Source organism: Micromonospora sp. NPDC005205 (assembly GCF_040608275.1).
Taxonomy (GTDB): domain Bacteria; phylum Actinomycetota; class Actinomycetes; order Mycobacteriales; family Micromonosporaceae; genus Micromonospora.
Genome location: NZ_JBEXHV010000012.1, coordinates 51,008 through 67,829, shown reverse-complemented (window position 1 = coordinate 67,829; position 16,822 = coordinate 51,008). Strand labels below are relative to the sequence as shown.

At 67.6% G+C, this 16,822-nt stretch carries 14 protein-coding genes; 6 read left to right on the top strand and 8 right to left on the bottom strand.

Annotation, left to right across the window (positions count from 1 at the left end; genetic code table 11):
- The first annotated feature begins 81 nt into the window (after window positions 1-81).
- The 3 genes from ABZU43_RS21735 (at window position 82) to ABZU43_RS21725 (ending at window position 3,409) form a co-directional block, all read left to right on the top strand.
- Window positions 82-1,029 (top strand): alpha/beta hydrolase, encoded by a 948-nt coding sequence (locus tag ABZU43_RS21735; protein WP_355008296.1) that lies wholly within the window; start codon window positions 82-84, stop codon window positions 1,027-1,029.
- 509 nt (window positions 1,030-1,538) lie between these two features.
- Window positions 1,539-2,777, top strand: a complete 1,239-nt coding sequence (locus ABZU43_RS21730; protein WP_355008295.1) for a sensor histidine kinase — start codon at window positions 1,539-1,541, stop codon at window positions 2,775-2,777.
- On the top strand, window positions 2,765-3,409 hold the full coding sequence (locus ABZU43_RS21725) for a response regulator transcription factor (protein ID WP_355008294.1): 645 nt from the start codon (window positions 2,765-2,767) through the stop codon (window positions 3,407-3,409). The genes ABZU43_RS21730 and ABZU43_RS21725 overlap by 13 nt, the downstream gene beginning before the upstream one ends.
- Before the next feature lie 323 nt (window positions 3,410-3,732).
- On the opposite strand, the gene ABZU43_RS21720 is transcribed toward ABZU43_RS21725, so the two are convergent.
- The 4 genes from ABZU43_RS21720 to ABZU43_RS21705 form a co-directional block, all read right to left on the bottom strand.
- Complete coding sequence (locus ABZU43_RS21720) at window positions 3,733-4,881, bottom strand: DUF6236 family protein (protein WP_355008427.1); 1,149 nt, start codon at window positions 4,879-4,881, stop codon at window positions 3,733-3,735.
- A 286-nt stretch (window positions 4,882-5,167) separates the two neighbouring features.
- Window positions 5,168-6,232 carry an AAA family ATPase gene (locus ABZU43_RS21715; RefSeq protein WP_355008293.1) on the bottom strand — a complete coding sequence of 355 codons (1,065 nt, stop codon included), beginning with the start codon at window positions 6,230-6,232 and terminating at the stop codon, window positions 5,168-5,170.
- Between the two features lie 111 nt (window positions 6,233-6,343).
- Window positions 6,344-6,808, bottom strand: a complete 465-nt coding sequence (locus ABZU43_RS21710) for a class I SAM-dependent methyltransferase (protein WP_355008292.1) — start codon at window positions 6,806-6,808, stop codon at window positions 6,344-6,346.
- A gap of 717 nt (window positions 6,809-7,525) precedes the next feature.
- The gene (locus ABZU43_RS21705; RefSeq protein ID WP_355008426.1) at window positions 7,526-9,502 is read right to left on the bottom strand and encodes a cellulase family glycosylhydrolase; all 1,977 of its coding nucleotides are present in this window, start codon (window positions 9,500-9,502) and stop codon (window positions 7,526-7,528) included.
- A gap of 703 nt (window positions 9,503-10,205) precedes the next feature.
- On the opposite strand from ABZU43_RS21705, the gene ABZU43_RS21700 reads away from it, so the two are divergent.
- Window positions 10,206-11,408: a M48 family metallopeptidase gene (locus ABZU43_RS21700; protein WP_355008291.1), complete on the top strand. Its 1,203-nt coding sequence runs from the start codon at window positions 10,206-10,208 to the stop codon at window positions 11,406-11,408.
- Window positions 11,409-11,522: 114 nt separating this feature from the next.
- Here the strand turns inward: ABZU43_RS21700 and ABZU43_RS21695 are convergent, their stop codons facing one another.
- The 4 genes from ABZU43_RS21695 to ABZU43_RS21680 all read right to left on the bottom strand — a co-directional run bounded on the left by ABZU43_RS21695 (window position 11,523) and on the right by ABZU43_RS21680 (window position 13,347).
- Complete coding sequence (locus ABZU43_RS21695; RefSeq protein ID WP_355008290.1) at window positions 11,523-12,203, bottom strand: GPP34 family phosphoprotein; 681 nt, start codon at window positions 12,201-12,203, stop codon at window positions 11,523-11,525.
- 70 nt (window positions 12,204-12,273) lie between these two features.
- Window positions 12,274-12,681, bottom strand: a complete 408-nt coding sequence (locus tag ABZU43_RS21690; protein WP_355008289.1) for a RidA family protein — start codon at window positions 12,679-12,681, stop codon at window positions 12,274-12,276.
- 171 nt (window positions 12,682-12,852) lie between these two features.
- On the bottom strand, window positions 12,853-13,056 hold the full coding sequence (locus ABZU43_RS21685; RefSeq protein WP_355008288.1) for a hypothetical protein: 204 nt from the start codon (window positions 13,054-13,056) through the stop codon (window positions 12,853-12,855).
- Between the two features lie 27 nt (window positions 13,057-13,083).
- Window positions 13,084-13,347, bottom strand: coding sequence for a hypothetical protein (locus tag ABZU43_RS21680; protein WP_355008287.1), 264 nt, complete (start codon window positions 13,345-13,347; stop codon window positions 13,084-13,086).
- Between the two features lie 805 nt (window positions 13,348-14,152).
- On the opposite strand from ABZU43_RS21680, the gene ABZU43_RS21675 reads away from it, so the two are divergent.
- Both ABZU43_RS21675 and ABZU43_RS21670 read left to right on the top strand, forming a co-directional pair.
- On the top strand, window positions 14,153-15,439 hold the full coding sequence (locus ABZU43_RS21675; protein ID WP_355008286.1) for a cellulose-binding protein: 1,287 nt from the start codon (window positions 14,153-14,155) through the stop codon (window positions 15,437-15,439).
- Window positions 15,440-15,689: 250 nt separating this feature from the next.
- Window positions 15,690-16,820, top strand: coding sequence for a LacI family DNA-binding transcriptional regulator (locus ABZU43_RS21670; RefSeq protein WP_355008285.1), 1,131 nt, complete (start codon window positions 15,690-15,692; stop codon window positions 16,818-16,820).
- The last annotated feature ends 2 nt before the right edge of the window (window positions 16,821-16,822 follow it).

The window sequence follows — 16,822 nt, the reverse complement described above, 5'->3', positions numbered from 1 at the left end:
GGCGAGGGTAGGGGTAACTCCCAACCCGACTGGGTGGTAGCAGGATCGATCAAGATCCAGAAACCGTGGAAGCTCATTTCCATGACCACGCAGAAGATCTCCCGGTTTCATCGGGCCGCCCTGGCCCTCGTCCTTCCCGTCGCCGTGATAGCGGCAGTCGCCGGATGTGATGACTCGGCGGCGCCGAAGGCCGCACCCGCGGCCAGTTCGGTAGCCGCGGTTCCCTCGACCTCGCCACACACGGCCGGCCCGGCACGTGCGGCCCCCGCAGCGGGCCTGCATATGATCGCCAACAACGGGCATCAGCTTGCCTTCCACGTCACGCCCGGGGGTTCTCCCACCATCGTGCTGGACGCCGGCGGCGGCGAGGACTCCTCGTACTGGGATGCCCTGGTGCCGCAGCTGTCGCAGGCCACCGGATCGCAGATCATCACCTATGACCGGGCCGGTATGGGCGCCAGCGAGGAGGTGAAGGGCCCATGGGACCCCAAGGCCGCGGCCTCCGACCTGCAGGCAGGTCTGCGTGAACTCGGCGTCACCCAGAACGTGGTCCTGGCGGGCCACTCGCAGGCAGGAGAGGTGGCCCACTACTTCGTCCTCGCGAACCCCGGCGTTGTCTCCGGGGCGGTGCTCATCGATGCCAACGTGCCGCAATTCTTCACCGACACCCAGACCCAACGCCTCGTCGCGCTAACCACGCCGCAGATCGAAGAACTCAAGAACGCGCCGTCGACGAAGGCGAACCGCCAGCTCATCGCCACGGCCGACAACTTCGGTCCCACGCACCAGGCGTACCACAAGGTTTCCTGGCCCGACAGCGTCCCCGTCATCTATGTCGTGTCGGACAAGACACCCTTCGACGGATCTCCGCAGGACGCTCAGGCCTGGCGCGATGCAGCAGCGTTGTTCACCAAGGCGGGGCCCGACCGCACACTCGTCATCGCCGAGGGAAGCTCTCACGACATTTTCCAGGACAAGCCCGCCCTGGTGCTCAAGGAGATCGAACAGATGACCGCCACCGTCAAGTAACGGCCATAGTGCCGGAGAGGGATAGGGCCCGCTATAGCGAGCAGGGAGTGTCCGGCCGACTCGGAATTCGTTGTGGCGCAGCTGCCGATGACCCGGGCAGCTCTTCAGGCGAGCGCGACAAGCCACACGGTCCGGATCCCGATGACGGCGAGGTGGTGGTCGAGATTCGGGGAGCGGGCCGGAACTGCTTACGCGATGGGTAACGTGTGCGCGGGTGTCGATCGATCGAGCTGTCGATCGGCGGTGCCGGCCTCCGTGGGCCACAGACGGACACCATGGTCGCTGGGTTCCACGCGAAGTGGCGGAACCAATCGTGGGGAAGTGCGGATCGCCGGCCGCTGTGAATCACCAGGCGCCCGGCTATTCGGCACGATGCGCAATGTTGGAGTGAGATGACCGATTACAGCGGAACCGCCCTTCCCGGCGGCTCCTCGCCCCCGCGGGGCGACTCCGGGCCGGGTCGCGTCGCTCGCAACGGTCCGATTCCGCGCTCCGCGCTGGCCCAGCGGATGAGCCTGCTGGGCTGGTCACTGGTGTTGCTGCCGGGCGCGGTCCTAGGTGCCGTGTTGGCCACGCTCTGGATCACCTCGATATCGATCACCGCGCTTGGCGCCGGAGTCCCCCTGACCTTGCTCGCGACCGTACTGGTGCGCTGGTTTGCCGACCTGCACCGCCAGTGGTCCGCCGACCGGCTCGGCGAACCGGTGCCCGCCCGGCCCTATCAGCTGACGCCGGACGCCGGGTGGCCGGTGCGGCTCTGGACGATCCTGCGCGACCCGGCGACGTGGCGGGACTGGATCTGGTTGGTGGTCAACTCGATCACCTTCTGGTTGAGTTGCGGACTGTCGCTGCTGTTCTTCGTCTTCGGAGTCGTATACCTGATCTATCCGCTCATCTATCAGCTGACGCCTCCTCAGGTATTCCGCACTCCAATGGGGGAGGGCTTCCGGCTGCACAGCGTCGCGCAGTCGTTCGGGCTGGTACCGCTCGGTCCGGTTTTCCTTCTGCTCTGGTACGTCACTGCGGTGCGCCTCGCGAACCTCAACGCTCGGGTGATCCGCGCTCTGCTCGGCCCCACCGAACAGGCGCGCCTGCGGGCCCGCGTCCAACAGTTGGCGACCTCGCGAGCTGAGACCGTCGACACCCAGGCCGGTGAACTGCGCCGAATCGAACGCGACCTGCACGACGGCGCGCAGGCCCGGCTGGTGTCGCTGGGTATGAGCCTGGGCTTGGCCGAACAGTTACTGCCCAAGGATCCGCAGGCCGTCCAGCAGTTGCTGGCCGAGGCCCGCGAGTCGACCTCCAGCGCCCTGACCGAGCTGCGCGACCTGGTACGAGGCATCCATCCGCCGGTACTGGCCGACCGTGGCCTGGACGGCGCACTGAAGGCCTTGGCCCTGGTCAATCCGATCCCGACCACGGTGGTGACCCGCCTATCCGGACGGCTGCCGGCCCCGATCGAGTCCGCGGCCTACTTCGCCGTCGCCGAGGCCTTGTCAAACGCCGTCAAGCACGCCCAGGCCCAGCAGATCCGGATCACCGTGGAGTTCGCACCCCACCTGGGCGGCGCTGCCGGGGAACTGACGATGCTGGTGTCCGACGACGGCCGTGGGGGTGCTTCGATCGATTCCGGCACGGGCCTGCGTGGCATCGTCCGTCGGCTGGCGGCCTTCGACGGCACGCTGACCGTTGACAGCCCGCTGGGCGGACCTACCGAGGTGAGGATGTCGCTGCCGTGCGTATCGTGATAGCCGAGGACCTCGCCCTACTCCGCGAGGGCCTGATCAGGATCCTGCGGGCCAATTCATTCGAGGTCGTGGAAGCCGTTGACAACGGCCCCGCGCTGATCCGGTCGCTGATGACGCGCCGCCCCGACGTCGCCATCGTCGACGTGCGGTTGCCGCCGACCTTCACCGACGAGGGGTTGCGTTCCGCGATCGAGGCCCGCCGCCAGATTCCAGGGCTGCCCATCATGGTGCTCTCGCAGTATGTCGAGCAGATCTACGCCAGGGAGCTGATGTCGGATCGCGCGGGCGCGGTGGGCTACCTGTTGAAGGACCGGGTTACGGACGTCGACCAGTTCGTCGCCAGTGTCCGGCAGGTCGCTACCGGCAGCACCGTTATGGACCCCGACGTGGTGAGTGCGCTACTCACCCACCGCTCCACCGACCCTAAGCTCCTGGAGCTGAGCCCACGCGAGCATGAGGTCCTCACCCTGATGGCGCAGGGCCGCTCGAACGCTGCGATCGCCGCCCGGATGTTCGTCACCGAGAAGACCGTCAGCAAACACAGCAACAGCATCTTCACCAAGCTCGGTCTCAAGCCCTCCGAGGACGACAACCGCCGCATCCTGGCGGTACTCGCCTACCTTGAGGGCTGAGTCCTTGGCCTCTGCCCCACCATGAGTGCGACCGAGGGACTGCCGAGCAACCAGGGCCGGTGGTGCGACGACGAAGAGCTGAGCACCCTGAATCTGATCACGGATGGGGTACGCCAGCGGCGGCGTCACGTACGGGTCGACCGCAGCGTTCGCAGCCGGAATCGATCATGGCCGGTTGCTGGCTAACATGTTGGAAGCGGTGGAGGACGGATTCCCCCAAGCCGATCATGATCATCGCTAGCGTGACTCTCCCGAACATTGGTACGCGCGCGTTGACGCGGCGGACTGGGCCGGCTTGCCGACCAGGGCCTTGTCGATCTTGCTTAGGTGGCGTTGGTCCCCGCGATCCGCGCCAATCGGTGCACCGTGCGGTCCAAGAGGTTGCGTGGTCGCAGATTGGCCTCGGTATGTAGCAGGAAGCTGGCAGCTGGTGCCGCTCCGGCGAGCGTCTCACGCTGCTGCCGGATGCCGCGGCGGATGACCATCAGTCCGATTGCGGCGGCTCCCGTGCCGGCAAGCAGGGGATGTCCGGCAGCCCATGCCCCGGCGGCCAATGCGACACCGGCGGGGAGTTCGGTCTTGACGTTGACGGACATTGTCACCACATCGCCGGTCAGCGCCTTCATCTTTCGCCGTAGGTCATCCAGCGGCAGGGCGAAGCGGGCGGCGACGACGTCGTGGAGATAGTCATCGAGCACGGCCTGGTCCCGAATGTCGGAGAGGATGGCCATCGCGGCGGCGGCCTCGTCGACCGCCTGGCCGAAGGCGAGGAATTCGGCGCCATAGCGCTCGCGGATGTCGATGATCTTCTGGATGGGGACCGTATCCAGGTTCGCCGGGACGACTAGATCCAGGGCGAGAAATCCCAGCGTCTGCGCGAGTTGATCCGAGGTCGAAGGGCGCCGGACGGTGTCGTCGTCGAGCAGCATGGCGGCGATTCGGTCGGTTGTCCAGCGGCTCGCCACGGCGTAGGCGCCGTCCTGGTCGGTGGTGGGTTGCAGCATGTTGGCCGTGGCGCAGTCTTCGGCCAACACGCTCTTGTAAGCTGCGGCCAGCTCTCGTTTCATCAACATCCATGCCACCGGCTGCGGTCCGTGGGTAATGTGGACAGAAGCCAGTCCGGCGTCCTGTAGCGAGTCCTGGACCGCGGGAGAGACCTCATCGATGTGCACCGGAGCCAGTCGTTGGTGACCTGTTGTCCCTTCTAACCACCAAACATCGCGTGACGGAGTTACCTCCACAGCGCCCCGCGGCCCGAAGCGCGAAGGACCTACGTGCATGTCCGACTCTGGCCATTCTCCGGGCTTCATGTAGGTGCGTAGCAGATCGCCATGATCTGCTACTAGGCCCAGGAACAACGGGGCTACTGCCTCGACCGATGAACCTGGGGAAGTGCGGACAATGAAGTCGCCATTGAGCGCCCGCACGGCGTCGGAGTCCCGCGTCGGGTAGCCGTCCGGAACAATCCGCACCAGTTTCGGCCAATACAGCGCGGCCACCTTGAGCCACCGCTCATCCCTAACGTGGAAGTACGGGTAGTACAAGCCGTGCAGCCGGGACCCGGAATTCGGCCACGCTCCAGTCAACTCGTCCACCTCGTCCTAAGTGGGGTACAGGTGCTGATGCCTTATTGAAGCAGATTCGTCACTGCTTCGATCGCCGCGCGACGGCGGAGCCGGTTACCGGCGCATCGATGGCAGGTGATAGCCACTGCCGCTGGCCGCACGCCTGCACAAACCGGCCAACGCGCACCTGGTCTCAGAGCCAGGACGCCGCCCTGGAGCTGTTTCTTCGCGGGAAGCTCCGGCCGCGAAAGCGGGACTCGCAACGTAGGTAGCGGTCCGGCGAAGTATGGCAGCGGCTACCGATGTCGTCGCGGGCGGTGGAGGCCAGGGTGGGCGTATGGCCTTTTCGCCGTCGTTCGCCCTCACCCGGGCCGAGGACCAGCTCGTGTTGCAGGTGTCGGTCAGCAACCTGCAGCCGCAGCTGCGCCCCGGCCCACCGACCGGTTACGACCTGAAGCTGGTTGTCGGCGCCGTACAGGGGCATCTGTGGGTGCGGTTCCCCCCCGCAGCAACTCCTGGAGAACGCCGCCCGGGGCACCAGCCCGCGACTGGTGCAGACCAAGCCGATCTTCACGCCGCCCAGCGACGTGGTGTTCGTGGTGCGCCCGTCGGACGGCCCGATCGACCTGTCCGTCGCCGGTGTCCTGGCCGCGATCTCCCGGCTGGAGATCGTCCCCGGTGAACAGGGCGGCGCGGTCGACCCGCTCGACGTCCGGCCACCCCGGCCGGCCACCTCGGCGTACCACCTGGTCGCGGCCACGATGGACGGGCAGGTCGGCCGGCCCGTGGACCCGGCCGCGGCGGAGGACCGGCGCCGCCCTGCTCGCCCCTGCGGCAACGTCGAACGCGACGCTGGCCACCGCGGTGCAGCGGCTGCGCCAGGAGGGCCACGAGGATCTGGCGATAGCTCGGCCAGCATGGCGGGCAGCACAGCCACCAACGGGTACGCCCCGGCCGCGGCGCTCGGCGCGGTTGACAGGTGCGGCGCGGCCAGGGCGGCCGTCAGAGGACCCCCAAGATTCGCCACCGCCTCGCGCAGCGGCGCCAGAGGTGCAGGGGCGATCAGATCGTCGCAGTCGCCGGAGAGGACCCGCACGGCCGGATCGACCTCGGCGAGCAGTTGGCGCACCACGCTGGTCTTGCCGATCCCCGCCTCACCGGTGAGCACGGCCACCGAGCCGGCACCGCCCAGCGCGGCGTCGACGGCGGCCCGCAGCGTGGTCAACGCGGCCCGGCGCTCGAGGAGCTGCGGTGGCATTCTTCGATGGTGCCACCCGCGTCGGGGGCGACTCCGGTTGAGACGGCTTGCTGACCGTGCTATCCGAACGCGATGCCCTCGAGGATCGTCGCCACCGCACTACCGCGGTGATTATCTGACCGAGGTTCCATTGCCACTCGACGGCGCCGTTGCCGGGAAGGTGTCATTGACGTGGCTGGTGGCGAAGTAGCTGCGGTCGGTGCGAATCCGGGGGTAGTCGGCGTCCCAGGTCCACAGCGGTACCGCCGGGTGCGCCTCGTAGATGAACAGATGCCCGGTGGGCCGCAGCAGCCGGACGACTTCGTGAGCCCACGCGTCCAGGTCGGGCATCAAGATCAGGGCGCCCTTTCCGGTGTAGACCAGGTCGGCGCTGGAGTCCGGTAGAGGTACGTGTGGCACTGTGGCGGTGATGTACCGGCACGCCACGCCGAGTTCGTCGGCGAGCCGCTGCGCTGCTTCGACGGCTACCTCGCTGTAGTCGACGTCGACCACGGATCTGGCCCCGGCGTAGGTGAGTGCGGGATCGTCCAGGCCGTTGCCGCTTTGAGGGTGGATCACCTCGGGTGTGCGGACCATGGCTTATGGGGTCAGACGCTTCGTCGCTCACCTCCGCTACACCCCGCGCCTACTTCGAGAATCCTGACGCATCGCGCCTCGCCATTACCGGGGCGAGATTTGCCGAGCGTCCAGCCGCTCACGATGAGGAACATGGGCAAGTCGGGCACAGGTACGAAGGGGGTGGAGGTGTGCAGCGAGCGCGTCACCCTTGCCTCCATGCGCTCCACGAGAGAACCCATTCCCGTACCGGCCGGGCTGCGGGCAGTCGTTCTCGCCCCGGGAGCACCGCTCCAAGTGCCTCGACGGCTGCTCGCTGTTCAGCCTCGCGGTCGCCGAGTGACTCGCACACCACCACCAGCAGGTCGTTGTGTACGAGGGTCCGACGCGGTGGCCCGTCTGCTGCTTGATCAGCAATCGAATGGCTTTGCGCAGTGCATAAAGTTGGTCGCCGGGCACTCGCCGCACCTCTGCGTACCCGTCTAGCGTCTTGCCGGCGCGGTTGAGTGCTGAACTCTCCTCGCCGGACGACGGCTCATGCCACCAACCCCGTTCGTGTGGACCTGGGTGGGGCCAGCGTGGAGTGATCCCCGGGTACGCGACCTGCCGGCCAGTGCGCGCCAGAGCACCAGCAGGTCCACCTGGGTGACGCCGGCGGCCGAGCCGCGCTCGCGGTGGACGTGTGTTAGCCAGGGCATCGACGATGCCCTGGCTAACACACGTCGATGTTCGGTCCGGTCAGGAAGCGCTGCCGGTGACCGTCGTCCCAGATCTCGTGACGCGGTACGTGATCTGCGTGCCGCTCCAGAAGTGGAACGTGAGGGTGACTGTCGAGCCGTCGTTGACCTCGGCGAAGAACTCCGGCTTCAGGATGATGGTGTTCGCGGCGTAGTCCGGTTGGAAGTTGCTCCAGAACTCCTTGTACGACGTCCAGTTCGCCGGCCCGGCGGGGCTGCCGTCGGCGTACTTGGCCTCCATGGTGGCGAGCTGGTCACCGCGGAACTGGGTCGGGATGGTGAACGAGCTGGTCGCGCCGGCGGCTGCGGCCTGCGTTGGCGGGTCGTAGGAGATGATGCTGATGGGCCAGGGCACGCCCTGCGAGAAGTGCGCTTCGAGGTTGGCGTTGACCCCCGGGGCGCGGTTGCCGACCAGCCGGGTCAGCGCCGTGCTGGTCAGGGTCAGCGTGGTGCCGGAGACGGTGTAGTCGGTGCCGTTGGTCAGGACGGTGCTTCCCTGTCGCAGACTCCGGAACGAGGCCCCGTTGAGGTTCAGGGTGAGGGACCTGCTGGTGACGGTGCCGGTCCGGCGTACGTAGATCTGGTCCGACGACGCGGTCGCGGACCGGGTGGTCCAGCTCGCTTTCATCAGCGCGTACAGGCCGGGGTCGCGCCACTGGAGGTCGTTGCGGTTGAGGAACGAGCCGGCGTCCCAGAGCATGGTGGTGAGTTTGCGGGTCCGGGCCTGGTAACCGACGGCCTCGAAGAACTTGAGCAGTTCGCCGCGTTCGATGATGCCGGGTCGTGTGTAGTCGTAGCTGAGCAGGGCCCACTCGCCGACGATCACCGGGATGCCCCTGGCGACGAAGGTGTTGTGTACCCGGTCGAAGCCGTCGACCATGTCCTGCTCGACGTTGGCGTCGTAGCGGGTGCCGCCGGCGATGTTGACGCTGAACGGCCACCATCCGTAGAAGTGGACGGTCGCGGCGATGTTCCTGTCGCCCAGCTGGCTGATCGTGGTCGCCAAGGCATCGAGCTGGGCCTGGTTGGAGTTGGTGTTCAGGGTGGGCAGCACGAGCAGACGAGTGGCGTTGTTTCCGCCAGACTGGCGCAGGAGCCGGACGAACGCGACGTTCAGCTCGCGCAGCACCTCGTCGCTCTGGGCGTCACCGGATGTGCCGGTGAACTGCGGTTCGTTGATGCTCTCGAAGACGAGCTTCGAGGAGTGGCTGCGGAACGTGGTGGCGATCTGGGTCCACAGCGCGGTGTAGCGGTTCATGACGTTCGTGCGGTCACCGGGATAGCCGTTGATCCACTGCCAGGAGTCGTGGTGCAGGTTGACAAGCACGTACAGGTTCTCCGCCAACGCCCAGTCGACCACCTGGCGTACGCGGCTCAACCAGACCGCGTCGATCGTGTAGGTCGGGGCGGGCCCGTGGTGGTTGCTCCAGGTCACCGGGATCCGGATGCTGTTGTAGCCCTGCGCCTTGATCTGGCGTAGCAGGGCCTGGGTGACCAGGGGGTTGCCCCACGCGGTCTCGTCGGGGATGGCGTCCATGGTGTTGCCCAGGTTCCAACCGGGCTGCATCGCCGCCACGGTCGCCATCGCGTCACCGCCCGATGGCGGGGGATCGGTCGGGGTCGGGGTTTCGCCCACTCGTCCCGTGCAGGTGACTCCGTTGAGGGCGAACATCGCGGGTACGGTGTTGCCGCCCGTCCACGACCCGTTGAAGCCGAAGGAGATGGTTGCGTTCGTGGCGATGGCCGCGTTGTAGCTCACATTCTTCGCGGTGACCTGGTCACCGGACGAGGTGACCGTCGCGTTCCATGCCTGGGTGACCCGCTGGCCGGACGGGAACGTCCAGGTCAGGCTCCAGCCGTTGACCGCGTCACCGAGGTTGGTGACCTTCACGTCTGCGGTGAAGCCGCCTTGCCACTGCGACGGCACGGTGTACGCCACCTGGCAACCGGCCGCCGCCTGGGCGTTACCGGCGACCATCAGCCCCGCCACCAACAGTGCGACCACTGCGCCGACGACGAGGCCGACCCGTCGATATGTTGTTCGAACGTACTGCGCATTCATCAGGAGAACTCCTCGCCATGGTGGCGCCTGGGGTGGGTGGGGTCCGCACGTGCCGGCGGCGTGTGCCATCGCCCTGGATCCGGAAATGCGCAGACTGCGGCCCACCCGGCCGTCCGGACGACAGCCCGGATCGGGTACGGAACAGGTCGGGTCTCCGCATGGAGGTGGACGCTCGACGGTGGCCGCTGTGGCTCCCGAGGAGTCGGCGGTCAGCCTGACCCGGCGGTGCGAATGCCAACCAGGACGCCCGGAGTGACCAGCCGCGACGTGCGTGGACCGCCTCGGCGGCCGGCGGTGCGGTTCTGGTGATCGTGGAAGCGTGCCCCTCGCTTCTGCGGCCGACGGTAGCTGTCATCGTGAACACTGCGCAAGCCATAGACGGCAATCACTTGTTGCCCGTGCTGCGAATCTCTCCGCAGGTCGTTGGACCTTTCTCGCTGCCGGCACCGAACGCGAGCTTGCCAATCAGTAGCGACACTCTCGTCACGGCGATCTACACTCCACCCTCGTGCCGACGAAGACGACGATGCCGGGCAAGTGTCAGGCTTGTGCCCACGACCTGGTCCTCCTGGACGCGGAGGCGCTCTCCTGGTGCCCTTCCTGCCGGTGGAACCTGGACGTGTACGACCCCGCGCTGGCTCCGTGGCGTGGCACCAAGATGATCGGCCGGTGGGGGTTCCGGCGAGGGCTGGAGCTCGACCGGGCGACGCATGAGGACCTGCTGGCCGACCCGGAGGCACGCCCGGCTGGCGCGTCGTCGGGTGAGGTCTGGCTGTTGGCGGTCTCCGTGGCGCTGGCCCTGCTGGGGGTAGCCGCGGTGGGCTACCTCGTCTGGCTCGTCGTGGCCAGCGAGCTGCCGCTGGGGGTGCGGCTGGCTCTGGCGATACCCGCTGTGCTCGTCTTGCTGCTGGTGAAGCCGTCGTTCGGGCGGGTGCCCAAGTATGGCGTGCTCACCGAGCGCGAAGCCCCGCAGTTGCATCGTCTGGTGCGGGAGGTCGCCGAGATGGCCGGGACGCCGGTTCCCGATGTGATCTGTGCCGATTTGAGCCTCAACGCCGGTGTCGCCCGGCTGGGCTGGCGCCAGCGGTCGGTGCTCGTCATCGGGATTCCGCTGTGGGTGATGCTGCCGCGTCCGGCTCGGGTTTCGCTGCTAGCCCACGAACTGGGTCATCTCGCAAACGGCGATCCGCTTCGGGTCCGCAGGACCCTGCTGGCGAGGACGTTCGGCAGCCGCGCGGTGACGGCCACCGGTGGGCGGAACCCCTGGCGGCGGGCCGTTCGCGCAACGGACTCGTTGGCCGAGCAGGGTGGCGGCGCGGTTGTTCTCCTCGGGATGATCGTCCATGGAATAGTCGCTCTGGCCAACGTCGCCGGCGCGACCGCGCAGCTGCTCGTCGACAGCGTGGCGATGCCCGACAGCCGCCGCGCCGAGTACAGGGCCGACCTGGTCGCCCGCCGGGTCGCCGGCAGCGCGCCCTGCCTCCGATCATCCGAGACGGTCCTGCTCGCCGGCCGAATCTGGCAGGACCTGTGGCATCTCGCGCCGCGCATTGACGGCGAACAAATGGAGGCGATGGCAACTGAAGCCCGGCAACGATTGTCCGTTCACCTGCCCCTGGCCCGTCAGCTCAGCCGGCGAACCACCGACTTGTGGAGTACCCACCCGGGCGAAGACCAGCGGATGCGGCTGGTTGAGGCTCTGCCTGACGTCGACGGAGCCCTCAGTGTCGATGACACCCGCTGGACCGCGCTCGACGCTGAACTCGCGCCGTGGCGCCGTACCGCACACAACGCCCTGCTTGGCACCCGGGACCGGTTCTGAGGACCTGTCCCACCAGGGTGGGCCCGGCTGCTCGCTCCGGGCCGGCGCGGGTGAGGTTCGAGGACGAGGTTCCGGGTGCCGTCGGGGGCGCTCGGAATGGTTCAGCTACTGCGGTCAGCCACCGCGGCGAGCCGCGATGGAATAGGTCAGAGCCTTGCGCAGACCCGGCATCTCCTGGTCCATCCGACCAGCCAGCGCGCGAATGGCGTGCTTGTGCGTTCTCAGATCGCGCCACCGGAACATGGTGCCGACCAGTCCGTCGACCGCCAGAGTGGCGAGCACGGCCTCCTGGTGGCCCGATGCGGGTTCGGAGCCTGCCCGCACCGCGTCGCGGACTCGCTCTCGCAGCGCCTCGACCTGCGGGGGATCGGTGGCGACGATCCTCGTCCGCCGGATCGGGCCGAGGATCTGACGGTGCTCGATCGCGATGTGTCCCGCCTCGACGAGTTGGTCGCGAACGGCACCTTCGGCCCTGTTCCATCGGCTTTCCAGCACCTCGAACCAGCTTCGCGGACGGTTCGGTGGAACGTCGCCGAGCACCTCCGCGAGGAACGGATCGAGTGCCGTCGGTGTCCCGGCGTTGGTCCGCTCGGCCTTGCCGTCGCGGCTGTGCACCAGCCCGGCGATGCAAAGCTCGGCGAGCGCGGCGGCGGAGAGCAGCGATCCCCGTACCGGTTCGCTGTCGTCGTCGAGGCGGCCCTTCTCGGCCTGAAGACTGAGGAGGAAGAACTGGTGCGGCATCGATAGGTCGTCGACGGTCGGCCTCGACCCGCTCTGGTGGGAGGTCGGCATCATGTGGATCATCCTCATGTGACGGGTACGGCGAAGGGCAACGCGCGTTCTACGGAAGAGACGCGGCGGCGCCTCAGTCGAGGACGGCTGTCGCTTCGATCTCCACGACGAACTCGGGCGTGAAGAGAGCGTGCACGCCGATGATGGTGATGGGCGGGGTCGGGGCGGGCAGACCGTCGTTCTGCTGCGCCCGAGTGATGCCAGCGAGTACCTCCTCCCACTTCTGTGGTACCCAGTCCACGACGTAGAAGGTCAGTCTCGCGAGGTCCTTGACGTCCCCTCCCGCGCCTCTCACGCCGATGGCGATGTTGCGCAGCGCAGCATGGACCTGACCGGCCAGATCCGGCGAGGCGGGCTTGAAGTCCGGGGTGACACCGGCCTGTCCGGCCAGCAGGATCAGCCTGGATCCGGTCGCGACCGCAACCGGCGCGTAGTCGGACTGCTGAAGCATCCCGTCCGGGTGCAGGAGTTCTACGCTCATGGTCTTTGCCTTTCGTATTGCTCGATGCCTCCGATGCGGAGGCGCTGTGGTCGAGCTAGGTCACCATGCCACTGTCCGGGCTTGCCGCACTGGCGAACAGTGACGCCGCGTCATGTGTCGGACGTGACGCGTGCGCCACTGACCGACGGCCGGTCCTGCGTGCGCGGTTGGTCAGGGCTGGAGTGAGCGCAGCGCCAGGGAGAGAAAGCGTTGGGAGTCCGCAGCGACGTCGGGTCCGGTGGCCAGGACGACGCCGTGGTTGGCGGCGATAAGCAGCCGGGCGATGACCCGTTCGGTTTCCTGGCGCTCGTGGTCGAGCCAGTGCCCGGCGACCACCGCGTCGACGTACGCCCTTGTGAAGCCCCGGTCCCGCACCTGGTAGGCGCAGAGGGTACGGGTCAGTTACCGCAGCGCGGGCGCCGGATCCGGGTCGCGCAGTGCTGCGGCGTGCATGGCCGCGCAGTCGTTCCACTGGTCGGCGTAAGCGTCGGCGAGCAGGCGATCCCGCGTGGAGTCGGGCGCCTCCACCGCGGCGAAGTGGCCACCGCGGTCGAACTCGCTGCAGTGCGTGAGGTACTGCCCAGCGAAGTTGGGTGCCGAGGTAACGAGGCGGGTGGCGACCAGGGGCGGCACGACCTCGTCCCGTTCGCTTTGAATGATCAGCAACGGCACACGGCGAGCCCGCTCACCCATCTGGGCCCAGGCCTGACGCGCCGTGTGTCCAGCGGCGATGTCGAGTCCGGGTCGTCCGGGTCGACCTGGTTGAGACCGTACTCGCCGCCGGCCACCGAGGTCACCGTGGCAAAGACGTCGGGGTAGGTCGCCACCGTTCCACTGGCCGATCACCAAGGCCAGACCTGCTTCCTTTCGGTGGCATTGACTCAACGTCAGATGATCACCGAAACATTTTCGAAACTACTGGATGGTCAATGTGCACGGCGGGGTGCATCCGCCGTGCCAGCCGCGATACCGCTGAAGTTGATGCCGGGGCTGCAGGTGGTGTCGGGTTGAGAGGCGGCAGTGGTCACATGCCTGACATCTTGCCGAAAGGGTTTTCGTGAGGCAGGGTGGCGACGTGCGGCATTGAGCTGCATCACTTTCTGGAGTCTGGTGGAAGGCAGACTCTTCCTGCACCACGCCACCGTTGGTCGGCCCGCCGGGCTGGCTGCAATCCCGGTCGACGGTCGAGCCTGGGCGGCCGGGAGCGATCGCGGGTCGCAGACAGGCCAGCGATGGTGTGGCGGCATCGAGCGGCGGCGGCGGTGTCTTCGGCACGAACTTCTGGTAGAGCCGACAGGGGCCGGCGGCTCGCCCGCGCCTCGAAAACCGGGTCACCTCGTGTCGGAGCCCTCGACGGCCGCGTCCGTTCCGAAGCCCGGAGCCCTGGCGGCATCGATCAGGTCGCGCTCGCCGAGAAGCGAGCCGACCTGACCCTCATAAACAGGTGCTTGTCGATCGAGAGGAGAGTGAGATGACCTGGAATCGGCGGGTCTCGACGCTGATAGTGGCCCTGGGCCTGTTCGCCTCTAACTTGCTGGTGGTCGGTGGTGCGGCGAAGGCCGCCCCCAATGACAATCTGGCCTGGACCGCCACCGTGACGGCCTCCTACACCTCGGCCTGGGAGAACGTGGCGGCGGTCAAGGACGGAGTTGACCCACCCCGTTCCAATGACACGGCCAACCCCCGATGGGGCACCTGGCCGCAGACCGGCACCCACTGGGTCGAGCTGACTTGGGCCACCGCTCAGACGATCCGCGCGGTGGACGCGTACTTTTTCGACGACCAGGGCGGAGTTCGGCTGCCGTCTGCCTGGCGGGTGCAGTCCTGGAACGGCGGGGCCTTCGCCGACGTCCCAAGCGCCAGCGGCTACCCGGTGGCTGCCGATCGGTACAACCGGGTGTCCTTCGCTGCCGTCAACACCACCCGCCTGCGGGTCCAACTGACCTCCAGCGGCACCTCCTCGGTAGGCCTGCTGGAGGTCAAGGCACATGCCAACCCGCCCACGCCGCCGCCGTCGTCGGGGTGGAACCCGCCGGGCAACCTGGTGAGCCCGCTCGGTCAGGTGTGGACGCATCAGGAGCAGACCTACAACAACCTGTACGGGTTCCGAAATTACGGCTGGGATCAGGTCTTCGCTAACGGGGGGTATCTCAACGTCTGTGTGCGCTGGGACTCCAGCGCGTCGGTGAGCGCGGCGCAGCGTGATCAGGTGCATGCGACGTTGGCTCGCCAGTACAAGAAGTGGTTCGACCTGATGGTCGGGCACAACGCCTGGCCGTACAGCGAGGTGCCGGTGCGGGTCGTCGGGTGGGCGGTCCGGGACCGGGCGCAGTTGCAGTGGTCGGACACGTCGGTGGACATTTATGTCAACAACATTCGGGAGAACGCGCCGCAGTGCGCAGAGCCGTGCGGGCGGTTCTTCAACCAGGGCGGGCAGTACCCGAACTGCCCGGGCGGTGCGGCCCGGCACTATGACCAGTCGCTGTGGTTGACCGACGGGTTCGGTGGCGGCGCGGGGGGTGACTGGGGTCAACGGGTCGGCCGTGAGTACTTCATGAACAACCTCGGTGTCGCGAACATGCACATCCTGCTGCACGAGATCGGCCACACCTTCGGCCTTGACGACTTCTACGACTGGACTCCCAGTGGTGTCGGCGGGTTCCTGATGAAGGCCGGCAGCGCCAGCACGATCACCGAGTTCGACACCTGGATGTTCCGCGACTGGTGGCGACACCTGAAGAATCGCTACGGCTACTGACCGCAGCAGGCAGGACATTGCCTGACCACCACCGCGATGGATGCTTGCGGACGTAGCAGGCGTCGGACCGCCGCCGAGATCGCTGGCCAGGCTTCATCGCCCGCACACAAGTGGCGGTGCCAGTCAACGGTGCCGCCCCGGGTCCGGCCGCTGCCGGACCCGGGGGCGGCGGGCATCTTGCCGAAAGCCTTTTCGGCGGCCATTCTCGGAGGCTAGACCGTGGATTGACTAAAGCCGAGGAGAGTGGGTTGTGGTCAAGGTGAACGGCCCCGAAACGGTGGGCGGCCCGTGGTCGGACGCCTCCACCCGACCTGCCGGGTGGCCCGGACGGCCCATCATGCGTGACGTCGCCGAGCTGGCGGGGGTGTCCACCCAGACGGTTTCGCGGGTCCTCAACCGGCACCCACACGTCACGGCCGCAACCCGGCAGCGGGTTGTCGATGCGATGCGAAAGTTGGACTACCGCCGGAACCCCGCTGCTCGCGCGCTGGTCACGCGGCGCTCCGGCATGTTGGGGATCATCGGCTACGAAAGCCCGCTGTTCGGGCCGACCTCAATGTTGTATGCGATCGAGGGCGCGGCCCGGACGGCAGGCTACTTCGTGAGCGTCGCCAGCGTTCGCCACCTGGACCGCGGGTCAGTGCTCGACGCGATCGACTGGCTGTGCCAGCAGTCGGTCGAGGGGGTCATCGCCATCGCGCCCAAGCCGGCGATGGCCGGCGCGCTGGCTGAGGCGTCGCCCGCAATCGCCTGCGTGACCGTAGGTGGAGGCAGTATCGACGCGGTGCCGAGTGCGCGGATCGACAACGTCGCGGGCGCGCGACTGGCCACCCGGCACTTGCTCGACCTGGGGCACCGCACCGTCCACCACGTGGCCGGTCCAGACGACTGGCCGGAGTCAGGCGAGCGCCTCCGTGGCTGGCGCGAGGCGTTGCAGGACGCCGGTCGGCCGACCCCTGCCGTGGTGCCCGGAGACTGGAGCGCCCGGTCGGGGTATGAGCAGGGCGAGTGGCTGGCGGCCGATCCGTCCGTGACGGCCATCTTCTGCGCCAGTGACCAGCTGGCTCTCGGCGTGCTGCGGGCCCTGCACGAGGCCGGTCGGCGGGTCCCCGAGGACGTCAGCGTGGTGGGTTTCGACGGCGCGCCCGACGGCGCGCACTATCTGCCGCCGCTGACCACGGTATGCCAGGACTTTGCCGAGCTGGGCCGGCTCAGCCTGGGGCTCCTACTGTCCAAACTGGACAGAGTTGAGGGCGCACCGACGCAGACACGGCAGCTGCTCGTGCCTGAGCTGGTGATCAGGCATAGTACGGCAACACCCTCCCGCCCTCTGGGGCCGCCGGACGCCTCGCCATTCACCGCGGCGCCGTCGCCCTGCTAGGG